This window comes from Lysinibacillus sp. JK80 (genome assembly GCF_027557635.1).
GTDB classification, from domain to species: domain Bacteria; phylum Bacillota; class Bacilli; order Bacillales_A; family Planococcaceae; genus Lysinibacillus; species Lysinibacillus capsici.
In genome coordinates this window covers 1221059-1238261 of sequence record NZ_CP058997.1, presented here as the reverse complement: position 1 = coordinate 1238261, position 17203 = coordinate 1221059, and the positions used below count along the sequence as shown (strand labels likewise).

Below are 17203 nucleotides of genomic sequence, written 5' to 3'. Positions count from 1 at the left end.
GAGGCATATCTACGCGGAAAGTGCCTCTTTCGTAAACGTGTTGCTAGTGTGATGGATTAAGCAAGCCATAAAACACAATATCTTCAAAAGTCCCGTTTTTATAAATATGCTCCTTTAAGGTTCCCTCATAGTGCATGCCACATTTCTCCATAATTTTCCCAGAGGCGGGATTAGATTGGAAATACCGGGCATAAATACGATGATACTGTTTCACCTGAAATGCAAATTCAATCATCGCTTGAGCAGCCTCTGTTCCGTAGCCATTACCCCAATAGGGCTCTCCAATCCAATAAGCGATTTCTCCTCTTTGATGTTGGGATTGATTTGACAGTCCTATCGCTCCATATAATTGTCCACTTTGTTTGTCTGTTATCGCGAATTCGTAACTTCGATTTTCCTCAAAGTTTTGTTGATGCGTGGAAATCCATGATAATGCACATTCTAATGTATAAGGATAAGGTAAACTCAATGTGCTTTTATAGATCGCATAATTGTTACATAAAACACTTACTTCCTGTGCATCTGCATTCGTAAAAATTCGAAGTATTAAACGTGTCGTTTCTATCGTCTTTTCGGTTGGCGAATAAATCATCGAATACCCCCTTTTCAATGGTTGGATTGATTATAGCACAATAAAAAGTAAAGTAAACCAAATAATGGGTGTTATAAAGTATCTTGAATTGGAATAAAAATTTATTGAAAAACGATAAATTATATGATAAATTAAACAGGAGAATAAATAAAAGAGGTGCGTAAGATGAAACGAGAAACGCTCTTTTTAAAGATAGCTGTTTTTCTAATAGGTATACCCGTTCTTGCCTTATGTGTATGGGTGGTGCCTCGTGTTGCTTTGAATACAGTGGAGCATTCTCCCATTTTAACCATTGTTGCTTTAATTGGCGTCTATGCAACGGCTATTGCTTATTTTGTTGCGCTATTTACGACGATCAAACTATTAAGCTATATTGACCAAAACATTGCATTTTCAGAGCTGTCAGTCAAAGCTTTAATTAAGATCAAATATTGTGCAATTATTATTAGTAGTGTTTACGTGGTTGGCATGCCACTGATATACTATGCTGCGGAAGTAGACGATGCCCCAGGTCTTATCCTTATCGGAATGGTCATTATTTTTGCTTCCTTTGTCGTGGCAGTCTTTGCTGCTGTGCTGCAAAAGCTTCTAAAAAATGCCATCGATATCAAATCAGAAAATGATCTAACGGTTTGAGGTGAATACTATGGCAATGATCATTAACATTGATGTAATGCTGGCGAAACGAAAAATGAGTGTAACAGAGCTTTCAGAAAAAGTTGGCATCACGATGGCGAACCTTTCGATTTTAAAAAACGGCAAGGCCAAAGCCATCCGCTTTTCAACATTAGAGGCTATTTGTGAGGCATTGGATTGCCAGCCTGGCGATATTTTGGAATATCGGAAGAACGAGGAACTACAAAAATAAGGATCTGCATAAAGCAGATTCTTTTTTTTGTAGAAATTATTGCCAACAGAAGTAGTCCTATGCTAGGATAAAGAAAAGATATATCGACAGGCAGTCGGTCAATTATAGGGAGTTGTCTTATGAGAGAAATAAAAAAAGCGGAAGAACGCAGAAATGAAATATTAGATGCAGCGGATGAATTATTTGCACAGAAGGGATTTGATGGCACTAGTACGAGTAATATTTTGGAAAAAGTAGGCATTGCTCGAGGTACCCTCTATTATCACTTTAAATCTAAGGAAGACATTATGGATGCGCTCATTGAGCGTTATACAAGCACAATGCTCGCAAAGGCGAAAACCGTTGCAGCAGATAAGACTATAGCTGTAAATGAGCGGATATTGCGCGTTGTCATGGCATTGAATATGCAAAATGAACAGGGTGGACAGGAAATGATGGAGCATGTTCATAGGCCGCAAAATGCCTTGATGCACCGTAAAATACAGCAAGTGGTCATCAATCAAGTACCACCAATCCTTACTGCCATTATTCGAGAGGGCATTGAGCAAGGTATTTACCAAACGCCTTATCCCTATGAGTGTATGGAAATGATTATCGCTTATACCAATACGGTATTCGATGATGATCTCGTCTTGATGACAGATGAGGAAAGAGCTGCTCGTATTCCGGCATTGATTTTTAATATTGAACGAATGCTAGGGGTGGAAAGTGGTAGCTTATTGTATATGATGCAAATGTTTGGAAATAAAGAAGAAGGCAGTCCGAACTAAATATTTTAGGTCTTGTTAGATTTGATGGCGATTAACAATATACAAAGAGGTGACTTATGTATTGGAGAATTGTGCGAAATGATATGGCAAATAGCAAGCTAATTACAGGTATGACCATGCTATTTGTGGCGGTAGCAGCTTTACTTGTCACACTATCAGCAGTACTTATGGTCCATTTGACAAGCGCAATTGACACACTGATGAAACAAGCAGAAACGTCTCATTTTCTTCAGATGCATGCAGGGGAAATCGATCAAGTGCGGCTTACTGAATTTGCAGAGCAAAATAAATATGTAGATGAATATCAAATGAATGAATTTCTAAATGTAGAGGGCTCGAAGATCCATATTGCGGGGACCACATTGGCACATAGTGTGCAGGACAATGGTTTCAGCACACAAAGTGAGAAATTTGATTATTTACTTGATCTTGATGGTCATGTGATTGAAGTGGCAAATGGTGATATTTATGTACCTGTAAGCTATTGGAAGGACGGTATTGCCGACTTGGGGGATACTGTCATCGTTCAAGATCAAACCTTTACAATAGCTGGATTTCTAAGGGATTCACAGATGAACTCAATGCTGGCTTCCTCCAAACGCTTTCTTGTCAGTGAACAAGATTATGCAGCAATCCAGGAAGCGGGAACAGTTGAATATTTAATTGAGTTTCGTTTGAAAAATTTGGCGGATTTAAAGAATTTTGAAGAAGCCTATACAAGTGCAGGGTTAGAAGCAAATGGACCAACCATTACCTATAAGCTTTTTCAAATGCTGAATGCCATATCAGATGGGCTTATGATTGCTGTGATCTTGCTCATCAGTGTCCTTGTAGTCGCTATTGCGTTTATGTGTATTCGATTTACATTGCTCACTAAAATTGAAGAGGATACTCGAGAAATCGGTGTGATGAAAGCAATTGGCCTACGAGTGGCAGATATTCAGAAAATGTATCTAGCCAAATATGGCTTTATAGCTGTGATTGGTTGTATGCTCGGTTTTGCCTGTTCCTTCTTCCTTCGAGATACTCTATTAGAAAATATTCGTCTGTTCATGGGAGAAACGGACAATGTTTCACTCATTTGGTTGTTCACAGGTTTGGGGTTGTTGCTCGTGTTTATCGTGATTATGGGCTATGTACAATCGGTACTGAAACAGTTTCGCAAGCTATCAGCCACGCAGGCTCTGCGCTTTGGCACAATGCAAGGAAAGGGGCAACATGCAAAATTATTGAACCTCAGCGCCAATAAAAGGCTACCGATTAATCTTTTCCTTGGCATAAAGGATGTGCTATCACGAAAAACACTTTATGCGACAATGCTCGCAGTATTAGTATTGGCAACATTTATTATCATCGTCCCTCAAAACTTACACAACACAATTGCAGCTAAAAGCTTTATTACGTATATGGGTATTGGGAACAGTGACATCCGAATTGATATCCCACAAGGCAAGCAAAATGAACAACAGGTGGCAGCGGTGATGGATAGGCTTGAGCATGACACAGCCATTAAGAATTACACTGTTTTGACAACAAAAAAATTCACAACGATTGCCGAGGACGGAACAGCGCAAAACCTAAAAATAGAACTGGGTGACCATACGATTTTCCCCTTAGAATATGCACACGGAGAGGCTCCAGTTGCTCCTAATGAAGTGGCACTTTCGGTGCTCAATGCAGAGGAGCTTCAAAAAAAGGTTGGCGATAGTTTAGCAGTGGTCATTAATGGACAGAAGAAAAATTTGAGGATTAGCGGTATTTATTCAGATATTACCAATGGAGGCAAGACTGCGAAGGCAGCTTTCTCTGACCAGTCTACGGATAGCATGTGGAGTGTCGTCTATAGTACGATGGCAGATCCATCTCTTGTTGCAGATAAAAGGGCGGAATATGCAAAAACCTTCTCATTTGCCAAAGTGTCAGGTATTGATGATTATATTTATCAAACTTTTGGTACGACGATTCATGCCATCGAAAAGGCAGCTCGTGCAGCACTCGTCATTGCCTTATTGCTGTGTGTGCTCGTGACATTATTATTTATGAATATGCTGATTGCGAAGGATCAAGCGCCCATCGCTATCATGAAGGCATTGGGATTCACGAATGTCGATATAGCTACACAATATGCTGCACGTTCGATTTTTGTATTACTGCTTGCTATCTCGATGGGGACGTTGCTCGCAAACACGTTAGGTGAATATTTAACTAGTACGGTCATTGCCTCATTCGGGGCGGCTTCCTTTGATTTTATGATTAATCCACTAGCAGCGTATGTTTTTTGCCCACTAGCGCTTACAAGCGTTGTTCTGCTAGCTACGCTATTTGGTACGTCAAGGGCAGGGCAGGTAAAAATTATTGAGCATATAAAGGAGTAGAACCTATGAATATCGTAAGTGGTGAGCAAATAGCAAAGACGTTTCAGGTAGGCAAAGAACAGCATCCCGTTTTACTGGATGTATCAGTTGCCATCAATCAAGGGGAGTTTATTTCCATCATGGGCCCATCAGGCTGTGGTAAATCGACACTGTTGTATGCCCTTAGCGGGATGGACAGTATTGATCAAGGTCAGGTCATCTTTGATGGAATGGACTTAACGACATTAAGTGACAAAGAACTGGCTGATTTGCGTAGAACGAAAATGGGCTTTGTCTTTCAGCAACCGACCTTTCTAAAAAGCTTAAATATCCTTGATAATATCCTGTTACCTGCGATGCGTGATGGGCGAAAAAATGTCAGGGCCTTGACAGAAAGGGCACTACAAATAATGAACAAAATGGGGATTGCAGACTTGGCAAAGCGAGATATTACACAAGTGTCTGGTGGGCAGCTTCAACGGGCAGGCATCTGCCGCGCCTTGATTAGCAACCCGCAAGTGATCTTTGGAGATGAACCCACAGGCGCATTGAATTCAACGTCTGCTCAGGAAATCATGGATTTATTAGCCTCCATCAATAGTGAAGGCACAACGGTGATGCTTGTGACCCATGATCCAAAGATTGCCGCAAGAACAGAGCGTATCCTTTTTATGTCTGATGGTGCTATCGTGAATGAATTGAGATTGCCTCGATACACAGGCGCCGATTTAGACGATCGAATGGTCAAAGTTGTCTCTACTATGCAAAAAATAGGTATTTAGCTTGAAGAAATCCGTAATGATTTAAAAATTACGGATTTTTTTTGATAAAATGAATCGCATTCGTTACGGCGACCGTCAGTAGTGTAGAAAGTAGGTGAGGGCAATGATGGCTATTGAACAGATAATCGAGGAGCACGGTGATTACTTATTAAAGGTCGCCTATCTATATGTAAAAAATAAGGCAACGGCGGAGGACATCGTGCAGGATGTGTTCATCGCCTTTTATCAAAAGCAGGGACAGTTTCGTCAGGAAGCATCCTTACGTACATATTTAGTGAAAATGACGGTTAATCGAAGTCACGATTATTTACGAAGTTGGAAAAGTAAACGACTGACATTGTTTGAAAAGATCACGGGGCGCACAACAGCTATGACACCTGAAAAGGAGATGCTAGAGAAAACTGTAAAAAAAGAGCTGGTGGAGGCACTGTTTACATTATCAGTTGCCTATCGAGAGGTCTTGATTTTGTATTATTTTGAGGAGATGTCGACAGTGGAAATTGCACAGCTTGTACACTGTCCGGAAGCAACGATTCGCACAAGATTACAGCGAGCTCGTAAACAATTAGCAACAGCAATGGGGGACTTTGATTGGGAGGTGCTACGCCATGAATCAATTTAAAGAGGAACTATTAAAGGAGCTACAAGATGTCAAGCTCTCACAGCAGCGCAAACAAGTAATCGCGGAAAAAGCACGACGAAAAGTTCAACGTAAAGCAGATGGTCAATGGACGTATCGCATCGTGTTCGCAACCTTTACTATTTTTGTTATCGGTTTTAGCTATATCTTGACACAACAGAAGGGGCAACAGGGTTCAGGCCATCAGGCGGCTAGCCTACAGTCCGATAATTGGCATTGGTGGTCACTATTTGCTTCGGATTATGTAAGAGGAATGATTTTACTGAGCATTTTTATAGGCGCTACATTTATTGTCAAACGCTATCTATTGAAAAAGGGGTATGGTTTACCTGTTTGTATTGAATGTGGGGAGAGTTGGTCTGAGAAGGATGCACGTAAATTATATCGCAAAAATAGTGAAATTGTGTGCCCTCATTGTGGACAAAAACAATATCGCACAAAAAAATCCATGCAAATCAGTGGTGTAATGACGATGCCAGTGCCACTGCTGATTATGCTACAGCATGTTTTCCATCATTTTGTTATCGGTCTCATTTTCTTTTTAGTGGGCATGTTCTTCTACCATTATCAAATTGCGCCATATGTGTTTAAGCTACAAGAGAAAGACCCGATGAATGAACCTTTATGGTAATGATTTTGGCAAGAAATTGCTAGGCTAATCTAGCAATTTCTTTTTTTATTCTAAAATAGATTGACAATGGTTTTCATTTGCTTTATCTTTGTGTTAACTTATTTTTATTATTAGTTAACGCACAAGGGGAGGCTTTTTACATTGAAAAAAGGAAGTACATATCAATATGTGTTAGCAGCATTTGGGGCAGCAATAATCGCAGTTTTAGCACAGGTAACAATCCCACTACCACTTATCCCGATTACAGGTCAAACGTTAGCGGTTGGAATTATCGTGACGATTTTAGGGACAAGATTAGGCACGTTATCTGTTCTATTATATATTTTACTAGGGGCAGCAGGTTTACCTGTATTTAGCGGTATGTCAGGTGGACTAGGAATTTTAGTTGGTCCAACAGGTGGATATATTGTAGGCTTCCTTGCCACAGCCATTATTATGGGCTTATACTTAGATAAATTTGGTATTACATTTACTCAAGCTATTATTGCGAATATCATTGGGATGATTGTTACATTAGCGTTTGGGACAGTGTGGTTAAAAATTGTAGCAGATTATACATGGACAGCTGCCTTTATGGGTGGTGTTGCACCATTTATCGTGGTTGGTATCGTCAAAGCGGTACTTGCAGCATGGATTGGTGTGATCGTTCGGCGTCGCTTAGAAAGAGCGCACTTAATTGAAGCAATAGCATAGGACATGGGAGGAATTGTTTTGGCAACATTATGGACAGGTGGTAAGATTTACACGATGGCTCAGGTTGGTGAAACAGTGGATGCAGTCCTTGTTGAAGATGGAAAAATTGTGGCGACAGGCTCAGTGGAGAGCTTGTCGCCACTAGCTGCTTCTATCCAACATTTAGAGGGTAATATCATGTATCCAGGCTTTGTCGACAGCCATTTACATATTATTGGCTACGGAGAAAAACTCAAGCATCTTGATGTATCGGCGGTTACGAGTAAAGAGGCGTTACTTGTGAAGCTTCAGGAGCGAATGGCTGAGGCGTCAGTACATGAATGGGTCATTGCGATTGGACTAAATGAAAACCAATTTGAGGAGCCCGTTTTTCCGACCTTAGCAGAGCTAGATGCCCTTGGAGATGCTCATTTAATCATTAAACGGAGCTGTCATCATTTGATTCTAGCCAATTCCAAGGCACTCGCTTTTGCAGGAATTACAAATAGGACTCCTACGCCAGAGGGGGGTGTCATTGACAAAGTAGATGGTCAGCTCACAGGGATCCTAAAGGATGCTGCCTTGTATTTAATTGTTAACCAGATGCCACATATTACACCTGCTTATATTGAGGATGCACTGACAAAGGCGGTGACCTCATTGCAATCCTATGGTTTAGTAGGGGGACATTCAGAGGATTTAAGCTATTATGGACCGCCAAGCCAGCCGATTCAGGCTTATCGCAAAATAGTAGAGGCACAGCAATCCTTTAAGGTGCATGTATTACAGCATCATACAGTCTTTGAAGAGGTTGCGAAGATGGATTTATCTTCCTCACCATTTTTGGAGTTTGGTGCGATGAAAATTTTTATTGATGGAGCCTTTGGAGGTCGTACGGCTGCACTACGTCAGCCTTACTGCGATGATTCGGACAATGCAGGGATGCTTATTCATACAACTGAGCAATTAACAAGCTATGTTCAGCTGGCACGTCAATATGGACAAACCGTTGCCGTGCATGCCATTGGGGATTTAGCAATCGAGACGATTTTAGACGTTTTTGCGGCATATCCTCCTCAGGAAGGTCAGCTTGATCGCGTAATTCACTGTAGCTTAGTCGATGAGGAACTATTAGCCAAGCTAGCTGCATTACCAGTGGCAGTGGATATGCAGCCGCAGTTTGTACAGGGAGAATACCAAGCAGAGCTATCGAGACTTGGAGAGGAGCGCGCACAGGGCTTACATCCTTTAAAATCGCTTCTTGACAGAGGGCTGATTGTCGCAGGCGGCAGTGATGCGCCAATTGAAGTGCCAAACCCGTTGCATGGTATTTATGCGGCTGTCACTAGAAGAAATTTTGAGGAAACACATGATGGCTATAACCCTCATGAGAAAATTTCCCGATTTGAGGCAGTCCGTTTGTATACAGTAGGAGCGGCTGAAATCATTGGACAGCAATTGATGCGTGGCAAAATTGCAGAAGGCTTTGCTGCAGACTTTACGATTTTACTAGAAGACGTTTTTACGGTAGAGATGGAGCAGCTTCCACACATTCAAGTCGCATGTACGGTTGTGAATGGTCAGATAGTATATGAAAATCGCTGAGAAGGTTATCCTTCCCAGCGATTTTTTTATGGGACTATTGTTTGTCAGTTAATTGTTTTACTTGTTGTTCTAGGGTCGACACACGTTTTGATAAGTCTTCTACTTGCTGTTGCATGGTTGGTGGAGGAGACACAGGGGCAGTGGATTTCATTTTTTTGATCATATGGATCATTACGAAAAAGATCGCTAGAAACATACATAAAAGAACGGTTGTACTAATGATATCACCAAGGTTGAATTTCATGTTTGCGCTCCTTTCTGTAGCGGGTATCTAGTTATATACAGGGTAGCCTGCTAAAAAGTTTCAAAAAAATGGTGAATGTCACGATTAATACAAAAATTGACGCCTACTTTGGTGTAGAGGAGTGCTATTTTATTGGCTTCGAGGAATGGGTCATAGCAGTCAAAACATACGTTAGTAGTGAGCGATTTTAACAGCATGATAGGGGTGAGTATGTGCACAAGGCAGGACAAGTAATGCGACAGGCTGTCCATAATATTTATGTTTATCGATTCGATTATGTACAGGTTTTCGCATTAATTAGAATCTTTCAGTTTTTATTAATGATCCCTGTAACCTCTATCGTTTTGAAGCTCATGCTACGAGTAACAGGGTTTACACATATTACTGAGCAAAATTGGCAAAGCTTTGTGACGCATCCCTTTGTGATGATAATGATTTGTCTATTAATTTTGCTGTTTTTATTATTTGTATATTATGAGATGGGCTTTCTATTTCTCATGGCCTTTCATCAGCAACGAGGACTTCGCTACCGATTTCTTCCTTTATGGCAACAATTAAATCGCAAGGTTGTCTATTTTTTTAGTGTGCAAGTTCTATTTCTCATCGTCTATTTAGCACTATTAATGCCACTAGCTTCCTTTATGCTACCCCTTACATTGACTCAATCCATCTCCCTACCACATTTTCTAACTGAAGAAATCATGAGTAGTCGAGCGGGTAGGCTAGCATATGCTGCGGTGGCAAGCATCATCGTGATGATAGGTATTCGAAGTATCTTAACGTTACCTATCTTTACAATCCAGCCGAACATCTCTATTTTGCGTTCTTTTAAGCAAAGCTGGCGATTTTCCAAGCGTGGTTTATTTGAACTAGTCGTGCTACTAGCTATGCTTTTAACAGGTCATCTGTTGATGATGCTTGGTATCACAGTGGTCGCTACGTTTCCGCTCTATTTAATTGAACGTTTAATGCCAAGTGCAGCCTTGGTTACGGCTGGGCTGACACTAGCCTTTTTAGAAATGGTCTTTGTGGTGCTATTTAGTTTATTACAGGCGATGTTTTCACAAGTTATGGTCGCCATTACGTATAATACGCTAGTTATAGGCAAAGTGAGCGGGACTACACATCGGAAGCGGCGCTATAAGCCATTACTATTGATCAGTGGCATTGTGTTTCTCGTATTAAGTATGATGAATATCAATTCATTAGAGAAAAGTGTCTATGCGCCAGATACCAAAATTATTGCCCACCGCGGCTATGTAGCAGGCAATGTAGAAAATACAATTAGTGGATTGGTGAGTGCAGCCAATGCGGGGGCAGATTTAATTGAAATCGACATTCAACAAACGGTGGATGGGGAATTCGTCGTCTTCCATGATCGAACATTACGAAGGTTAGCAGGTAAAAATGGTGTTATTGCGAATATGACCCTGAGCGAACTAAAAACGTTAACCATTCATCAAAATGGCTTTAGCGATAAAATTGCTTCATTAGATGATTGTATTGAAATTGCCAAAGCGTTAGATGTGGCGCTTCTAATCGAATTAAAGGTGCATGGTCAAGAAACAGAAGATGTTTTACCTAAATTAGTAGAGAAGCTACGAAAATACAAGGTGCTAGATTCCTATTATGTGCAATCCGCTGATGGACAGAAAATGACGCAATTAAAAAAATTGGTGCCGAATTTGCGAGTCGGTATTGTCTATGCACTCAATATTGGACCGATGGAGGAAAATGTTGATTTTATCGCACTGGAGGAATCCTGGGTAACGGAGCAGCTTATAGAAGAATTGAAGCAACATCCGACCGATTTATTTGTTTGGACACTCAATGACGACCGCTCCCTGCAAACTTTTATAGAAAAAAATGTCAGCGGCGTCATCACTGACCACCCCGACGTCGCCCGCGAGCTAAGAGCCCAGCAAAGCGAAAACCAGTATTTCTTACAGCGCATCCTGAATCGTCTGAGATTTATCTTTTGATCGGGGGAGAATAAAATTGCGAAGAAGCGAATATCCGCGAAAGCAAAGCACCGCCATCTAGTAAATCGAATATTCAAGAGAAGTCGCTCGCAAATCGCTTTCGCTCAAAATGAGGAAGCAAAGCTCTAGCCATAAAAATGGAGACAGTTTGTAACCTTTTTTGTGTGAACACGACTACTTTATTGAATTCGGGAAAATGAAGGAGATGCTTTTTGTATGAAAATGACGAAAGTCGTACCATTTGCTATGACAGCATTATTATTAGGGGGCGCGATTGGAGCTCCAACTGCATCAGCGAACGAAGGAGAGGCTACTGTGATTAACGCAGAAACTTCGGAGCAACAAGTGCAGCCTATTTTTATTAAAGTGACAGGTACAGTTGAAAACGTAGAAGTACGTGAAAATGCCACATACTATACAGTGGTTGATGGTGACAATACAAATATTGTGATTGCCAATAAAGACTCATTAGTTTTTGACAATATGGGAAAAGAAGCCAAGCTTCAAAAAGGAGATAAGGTGTCAGCTTACTCATATGCCAAGAAGCCGATGCTTGCGATTTATCCACCACAATACAACCCAGAAGTAATCATTGTAGAAACAGAAGAAATGGGTAGCGTGGAAGTGGATTTCTTCAATAAAGATTTAGTGGATACTGAAAATAACCTCAAGTTAAATGTTGGGGAAGACACGAAGCTAGCAAGTGCTACTGGCAAAGCTGTGAAAGTGGACGATTTAAAAGAGCAACATTTAGTGGTGTTCTACACAATCGCAACGATGAGCATCCCTGCTCAAACACCGCCATCAAAAGTGATAGTATTAGATACAATTGAGAAGGAAGAGCCTGTTGAAGTGGATCCAACACCAGAACCAGCTCCAGCTCCAGTTGATTCAGCGGTTCAAGAAATTATCAATAAAGACTTTTACGAAGTAGATGGGACAAAAATGGTGCCGCTACGCTTAATCGCTGAAAAGCTAGGCTTTAAAGTAGAAGTAACGCCAAAAGGTGCCATTGTTTCAAAAGGAGCCCTTTCGTATACAATTACGCGAGGTCAAAAAGAATATGGTTATAATAAAGCGCTTCGCCAATTTAAAGTAGCCCCTGCTTTATTAGAATCTGGCAAAACATACGTACCTGTTGAATTTGTAGAGGAATTAACAAAATAATCTCGTCATCTCCCTTTATGGTTTCTACCATGAAGGGGGATTTTTTATGGGAAAAAATAGTTGTAGAAAAATATTTTAAAAAAGGTTTTAGAGAGCAGTTGGAGACAACTGAAATTGGTTTTTTGTGGAGTTTTCATTTTACGCTTAAGAGAAATAAGTGGCTTTAGAGAGAAAAAATCATACAGAAAATAAGATTCAGAGTATTGACAATTGTTAAACTATTATTTAAAATTCAAAACAAATCCACATAAATACAGAAATAAAGTGTTGGATTTGTGGATTTTGTTGGATTTAACTTTGTGTTTGGAGTGATGATGTATGTCTCTTTCGTTTGAGGAACGTAAAAAAGTGATTTTAGATATTTTAGATTTAGAAGGAAAAGTGAAGGTAAGTGATGCAGAGCAGCTATTAAATGTATCAGGCGAGACTATACGTAGAGATATGGATCGATTGGAGAAGGAAGGGCTTCTACACAAAGTCTATGGGGGGGCTGTGAAGGCAAAGGAAAAGTATGAGAGGACCTTTGAACAGAAAACGTCACTTAACAATATAGAGAAGAGAAGGATTTGTAAGGCTGCTGCAAGTATTGTGGAAGACGGTGATGTTATTTTTATCGGTCATGGTACAACAGCCTATGAAATCGTTCGTTATTTAGGTGATAAGCCCAACGTCATTGTCGTCACAAATTCACTCCCAGTTCTATCATTAGCCGCAGAATGCTTTCAAGGGAAGGTGCTCTTTGCGGGAGGAGAATATGAACATCGACAAAAATTTATGGGAGGTCCATTAGCTGATTTATTTTTTAATCAACTAAAGGCAAATAAAGCCTTTGTTGCTGCAGGCGGAATTTCGTTAGCAGATGGTATTACCGACTATGATATTACGGGCGCAGCGATTTCAAAGAAATTAATAGAGCGGGCAGAAAATACGATTATTTTAGCAGACCATACGAAATTTGGTGTCTCTACATTTGCGCATATTTGTCATTTAGAGGACGTTTCGATGGTGATTACAGATCAAAAGAGCTCCACACAATGGCAGGAACGATTACAGCAGAAAAAAGTGGAATTATTCATTGCAGGTGAAATGTTGGATGACGTCAATGTATAGGAAGGTGGAAACTATGGAGTATTTTGCAAATAAACAGGCAACCTTACAAAAATCAATTGACTGGTGGAATCCAGGAAAAACGAAACAGTGGCAAATCGATGGTGTCGATGTCGTTATCGGGAAACGAGAGGGCTATTATTTCTACGATGTGGATGGCAAAAAATTAATGAATGCGCATCTCAATGGCGGAACGTATAACCTTGGCCATCGTAATCCAGAAGTCATTGCTGCATTAGTGGAAGGAACCAATTATTTTGACATTGGCAATCATCATTTTCCATCTACTGCACGTGCACAGTTAGCTGAAAAATTAGCAGCCTGCACACCAGAAGGCTTAACATACTCTATTTTCTCTAGTGGTGGAAGTGAAGCAATTGATGTTGCTCTAAAGTGTGCGCGTTATGCTACAAAACGTAAAAAAACGATTTCCATTAAAAATGGATATCATGGACACACAGGTCTTGCGGTTTCGCTTGGCAATGAACGCTATTCAAAACCATTTTTAAGTGAGGGCAGTCCCCATGAATTTGTGCACGTACCATTCAATGATCTTGCGGCAATGGAACGAGAGCTTGCTAGAGGGGATGTAGCTAGCGTAATTATCGAGACTATTCCTGCGACATATGGTTTCCCCTTGCCCACTGCTAATTACTTGGCTGATGTCAAATCACTTTGTGAACGATACGGGGCATTATATATTGCAGATGAGGTGCAAACGGGCTTAATGAGAACAGGTAAGCTGTGGGGAATTGAGCATTATGGGGTGAAACCAGATATTCTGGTGACAGCAAAGGGTCTAAGTGGCGGTATCTATCCAATTGCAGCTACAGTGGTCAATGAACGAGCAGGCGGCTGGATGGAAGAAGATGGACTAGCTCATATTTCTACATTTGGTGGAGCAGAACTAGGTTGTGTAGTGGCGATGAAAGTATTAGAAATCTCCCAACGTCCTGAAGTAGTAAAGAATGTAGAATATGTTGCTCGTTATCTACGAAGTGGTTTAGAGCGTATTCAACAACAATATCCTGATTTCTTTGTGGGCATTCGTCAGCTTGGCGTTGTTATGGGCCTAGAGTTTAATCATCCTGAAGGGGCTAAATATGTGATGAGCTCCTTGTACAAACATGGTGTATGGGCCATTTATTCAATGCTGGATACACGTGTGTTGCAATTTAAGCCAGGGCTATTATGTGATAAAGCATACTGTGATGAATTGCTTGAAAAATGTGAGGCGGGCATTAAAGAAGCAGCGCAGCTTGTAAAATTTGCACGCTATTAAAGGAAAGAAAGCTTGTCAATTTAGTAAACAGGGGGTTTTCTAGATGGGTCAAATGGATTTCATAGATTTAGAATTGGTCCTTTCCAACTTTCATCAAGCAGCAAATGATGCATTAAAGGAGTTTAGTTGTTTACTAGAAGCATCTTGTAAAATGATTGATTATTCCGAAAATGCGACGTATCTCGTAGAAGATGGGCAGGGCAAAAAATATATTCTGAGGATCAGCCGACCAAATTACCATAAAAAAGAGGAGATCGAAGCGGAGATTGCCTGGTTAAACTCGCTCCATGAGCAATCTCCTATTGATGTATCACTACCGATGCGAGCAGATGACGGTGACTACGTACATGCTCATTCGTATAATGACACGATATATTATAGCACATTATTTACATTTTTGGAGGGCAATGCTCCTGATGAGAATAATGAAGATGACCTAATTCAGCAATTTGAAACATTAGGCGAAATTACAGCCATGTTCCATAAACACACAATCGAGCAGCATGATTATTACCAAGCCTTTCAGCGCATGACATGGGACTATGACACGATTCTAGGTCAATCTCCAAAATGGGCGAGATGGCAGGATGGACTAGGAATGACCCCTGCACGAATCGCTTTATATGAGGAAGCATCACATATCATTCAAAAGAAGCTTGAGGCATTTGGGAAAGAGAAAACACGTTTTGGTCTTATCCATGCGGATTTACGCTTAGCTAATTTACTCATCTATGGGGACGAAATTAAAGTGATTGATTTTGATGATTGTGGTTTTGGGTGGTTTTTATATGATTTAGCCACATCGGTGAGCTTTATTGAGCACATGCCGTATCTTGATGAGTTGATCGCTTCATGGCTTAAGGGCTACAGCAAAATTCGATTATTAACAGACGAAGAAAAAGAAATGATTCCAACTTTTATATTAATGAGAAGACTACAGCTTATTTCGTGGATTGGAAGTCGTGATAATGAGACAACGCGCTTACTTGGTGAAAATTACACGCTTCAGAGTGATGATTTAGTGAAAGCCTATGTAGAAAAGTATCAAGACTGTACCAACTAAATAACGATAAAAGGTGGCGAATAACATGTCTTCGAAAAAGGATGAAATCATCGTATTAAAGAAAGCCCTTACACCCATCCATTTATGGACAATTGGCGTCGGCATTGTGATTTCTGGTAACTACTTTGGCTGGAATTTTGGTTTAAGTCAATCTGGTTTTTTAGGAATGCTCATTGCCACATTATTTATGGCGATTATGTATTTAACGATGACCTTAGGTATTTCTGAATTATCGACGATGTTACCTTATGCAGGAGGACCTTACTCCTTTGCTCGACGGGCGATGGGGCGTTATATCGGTTTTATTACAGGAGTTGGTGTCGTGCTGCAATATGTCATTGCCGCACCAATTATCGCGATTGGTATTGGGGGCTATATCAGCTTTTTGTTTCCAGCCGTACCGACAGTGGTGGCAGCTGCCTTTATGTATGCTCTGTTCATGGGGGTTCATATTATTGGCATTAAAGAATATGCCACGATCGAAATGGTGCTTGTTTTTATCGCTTTAGGCTTACTAGTCTTAATGTATTTCGTTGGTTTACCGCAAATTAATGTGGGCCATTTATTCCCTGAGAATGGCGATCTTATACCAGGTGGATTTAAAGGCATCTGGTCAGCATTGCCCTATGCGATGTGGCTATTCCTAGCAATCGAGATGTTGCCTATGTTATCGGAGGAGACGAGAGATGTGCAGGAGGACATGCCGAAGGGGTTAATTTCAGGTATGGTGACCTTGCTGATTTTATCCATTTTGACAACAACTGTTGCCATTGGGCTAGCTGGCATCGATGTCATGACGGTTGCTGAAGATCCATTGCCAGCAGCGATTGCCGCTGTTTTTGGAAATACGTATTGGTTGGCGCAGATTTTAGCATCTGTTGGCTTAGTAGGACTAATTGCAAGCTTTTCGGGTGTGATTTTGGCTTACTCTCGTCAGGTCTATGCTTTATCACGTGCAGGCTATTTGCCAAGCATGTTATCGAAGATGCATAAAAAGCGTCAGACACCATATATGGCCATTATTTTGCCAGGCTTTATCGGGTTAGTGTTAGTCATTTTATTTAATCCAGATGATTTAATTTTAATTTCTACCTTTGGGGCATTAGTATCGTATATTACGATGAATTTATCGGTGTTGATTTTGCGTAAAAAAGAACCTCATTTAGTACGTACCTTTAAGACACCGCTGTATCCATTTACGCCTATTGTCTCACTTGTGCTAGCCGTCATTGCTATCTTTGCGAGCTTCTTTGCGAATTTGATTTTTTTCATCGTTTGTTTGGCTGTTTTTGCTGTGGCAACGATCTATTATTGGGTGTGGGCAAGACACCATATTAACGAGGATGCACCAGAGGAACGCTTTGCGAAGGACGCTACAGTGCAGGTAGAGGTGCAAGCACCAGTATCGCCAATAGAGGCTATACGAGAATAAATAAAGGGATGG

At 40.7% G+C, this 17203-nt stretch carries 17 protein-coding genes; 15 read left to right on the top strand and 2 right to left on the bottom strand.

Annotation, left to right across the window (positions count from 1 at the left end; all coding sequences use genetic code 11):
- Positions 1-43 precede the first annotated feature (43 nt).
- The gene (locus tag HXV90_RS06725; RefSeq protein ID WP_269898683.1) at positions 44-592 is read right to left on the bottom strand and encodes a GNAT family N-acetyltransferase; all 549 of its coding nucleotides are present in this window, start codon (positions 590-592) and stop codon (positions 44-46) included.
- Positions 593-757: 165 nt separating this feature from the next.
- Here HXV90_RS06725 and HXV90_RS06720 point away from each other — a divergent pair, with 165 nt between their 5' ends.
- From HXV90_RS06720 to HXV90_RS06680, 9 genes are all read left to right on the top strand, one after another.
- Positions 758-1228, top strand: coding sequence for a DUF2975 domain-containing protein (locus HXV90_RS06720; RefSeq protein ID WP_048390401.1), 471 nt, complete (start codon positions 758-760; stop codon positions 1226-1228).
- A 10-nt stretch (positions 1229-1238) separates the two neighbouring features.
- A complete protein-coding gene (locus HXV90_RS06715) occupies positions 1239-1460 on the top strand; it encodes a helix-turn-helix domain-containing protein (protein WP_004229042.1) in 222 nt (73 codons plus the stop codon).
- A gap of 119 nt (positions 1461-1579) precedes the next feature.
- Positions 1580-2230, top strand: coding sequence for a TetR/AcrR family transcriptional regulator (locus HXV90_RS06710; protein WP_054550914.1), 651 nt, complete (start codon positions 1580-1582; stop codon positions 2228-2230).
- A 56-nt stretch (positions 2231-2286) separates the two neighbouring features.
- Positions 2287-4605: an ABC transporter permease gene (locus HXV90_RS06705; RefSeq protein WP_269898682.1), complete on the top strand. Its 2319-nt coding sequence runs from the start codon at positions 2287-2289 to the stop codon at positions 4603-4605.
- A 5-nt stretch (positions 4606-4610) separates the two neighbouring features.
- Complete coding sequence (locus tag HXV90_RS06700; protein ID WP_269898681.1) at positions 4611-5366, top strand: ABC transporter ATP-binding protein; 756 nt, start codon at positions 4611-4613, stop codon at positions 5364-5366.
- A 103-nt stretch (positions 5367-5469) separates the two neighbouring features.
- A complete protein-coding gene (locus HXV90_RS06695; RefSeq protein ID WP_004229035.1) occupies positions 5470-5988 on the top strand; it encodes a sigma-70 family RNA polymerase sigma factor in 519 nt (172 codons plus the stop codon).
- On the top strand, positions 5975-6637 hold the full coding sequence (locus HXV90_RS06690; RefSeq protein ID WP_048390411.1) for a TIGR04104 family putative zinc finger protein: 663 nt from the start codon (positions 5975-5977) through the stop codon (positions 6635-6637). The genes HXV90_RS06695 and HXV90_RS06690 overlap by 14 nt, the downstream gene beginning before the upstream one ends.
- Before the next feature lie 141 nt (positions 6638-6778).
- Positions 6779-7330 (top strand): biotin transporter BioY, encoded by a 552-nt coding sequence (locus HXV90_RS06685; protein WP_004229030.1) that lies wholly within the window; start codon positions 6779-6781, stop codon positions 7328-7330.
- 18 nt (positions 7331-7348) lie between these two features.
- Positions 7349-8914, top strand: coding sequence for an amidohydrolase (locus HXV90_RS06680; protein ID WP_269898680.1), 1566 nt, complete (start codon positions 7349-7351; stop codon positions 8912-8914).
- A gap of 34 nt (positions 8915-8948) precedes the next feature.
- Here the strand turns inward: HXV90_RS06680 and HXV90_RS06675 are convergent, their stop codons facing one another.
- Positions 8949-9158 carry a hypothetical protein gene (locus tag HXV90_RS06675; protein ID WP_048390417.1) on the bottom strand — a complete coding sequence of 70 codons (210 nt, stop codon included), beginning with the start codon at positions 9156-9158 and terminating at the stop codon, positions 8949-8951.
- Positions 9159-9370: 212 nt separating this feature from the next.
- Here HXV90_RS06675 and HXV90_RS06670 point away from each other — a divergent pair, with 212 nt between their 5' ends.
- From HXV90_RS06670 to eat, 6 genes are all read left to right on the top strand, one after another.
- Positions 9371-11140, top strand: coding sequence for a glycerophosphodiester phosphodiesterase (locus HXV90_RS06670; protein ID WP_269898679.1), 1770 nt, complete (start codon positions 9371-9373; stop codon positions 11138-11140).
- 216 nt (positions 11141-11356) lie between these two features.
- On the top strand, positions 11357-12307 hold the full coding sequence (locus HXV90_RS06665) for a stalk domain-containing protein (RefSeq protein WP_269898678.1): 951 nt from the start codon (positions 11357-11359) through the stop codon (positions 12305-12307).
- A 318-nt stretch (positions 12308-12625) separates the two neighbouring features.
- Positions 12626-13417, top strand: a complete 792-nt coding sequence (locus HXV90_RS06660) for a DeoR/GlpR family DNA-binding transcription regulator (protein WP_004229022.1) — start codon at positions 12626-12628, stop codon at positions 13415-13417.
- A 13-nt stretch (positions 13418-13430) separates the two neighbouring features.
- On the top strand, positions 13431-14696 hold the full coding sequence (locus HXV90_RS06655) for a class-III pyridoxal-phosphate-dependent aminotransferase (RefSeq protein WP_269898677.1): 1266 nt from the start codon (positions 13431-13433) through the stop codon (positions 14694-14696).
- A 43-nt stretch (positions 14697-14739) separates the two neighbouring features.
- Positions 14740-15759 carry a phosphotransferase enzyme family protein gene (locus HXV90_RS06650; RefSeq protein WP_269898676.1) on the top strand — a complete coding sequence of 340 codons (1020 nt, stop codon included), beginning with the start codon at positions 14740-14742 and terminating at the stop codon, positions 15757-15759.
- A gap of 25 nt (positions 15760-15784) precedes the next feature.
- Positions 15785-17191, top strand: a complete 1407-nt coding sequence (eat, locus tag HXV90_RS06645) for an ethanolamine permease (protein WP_269898675.1) — start codon at positions 15785-15787, stop codon at positions 17189-17191.
- Positions 17192-17203 lie beyond the last annotated feature (12 nt).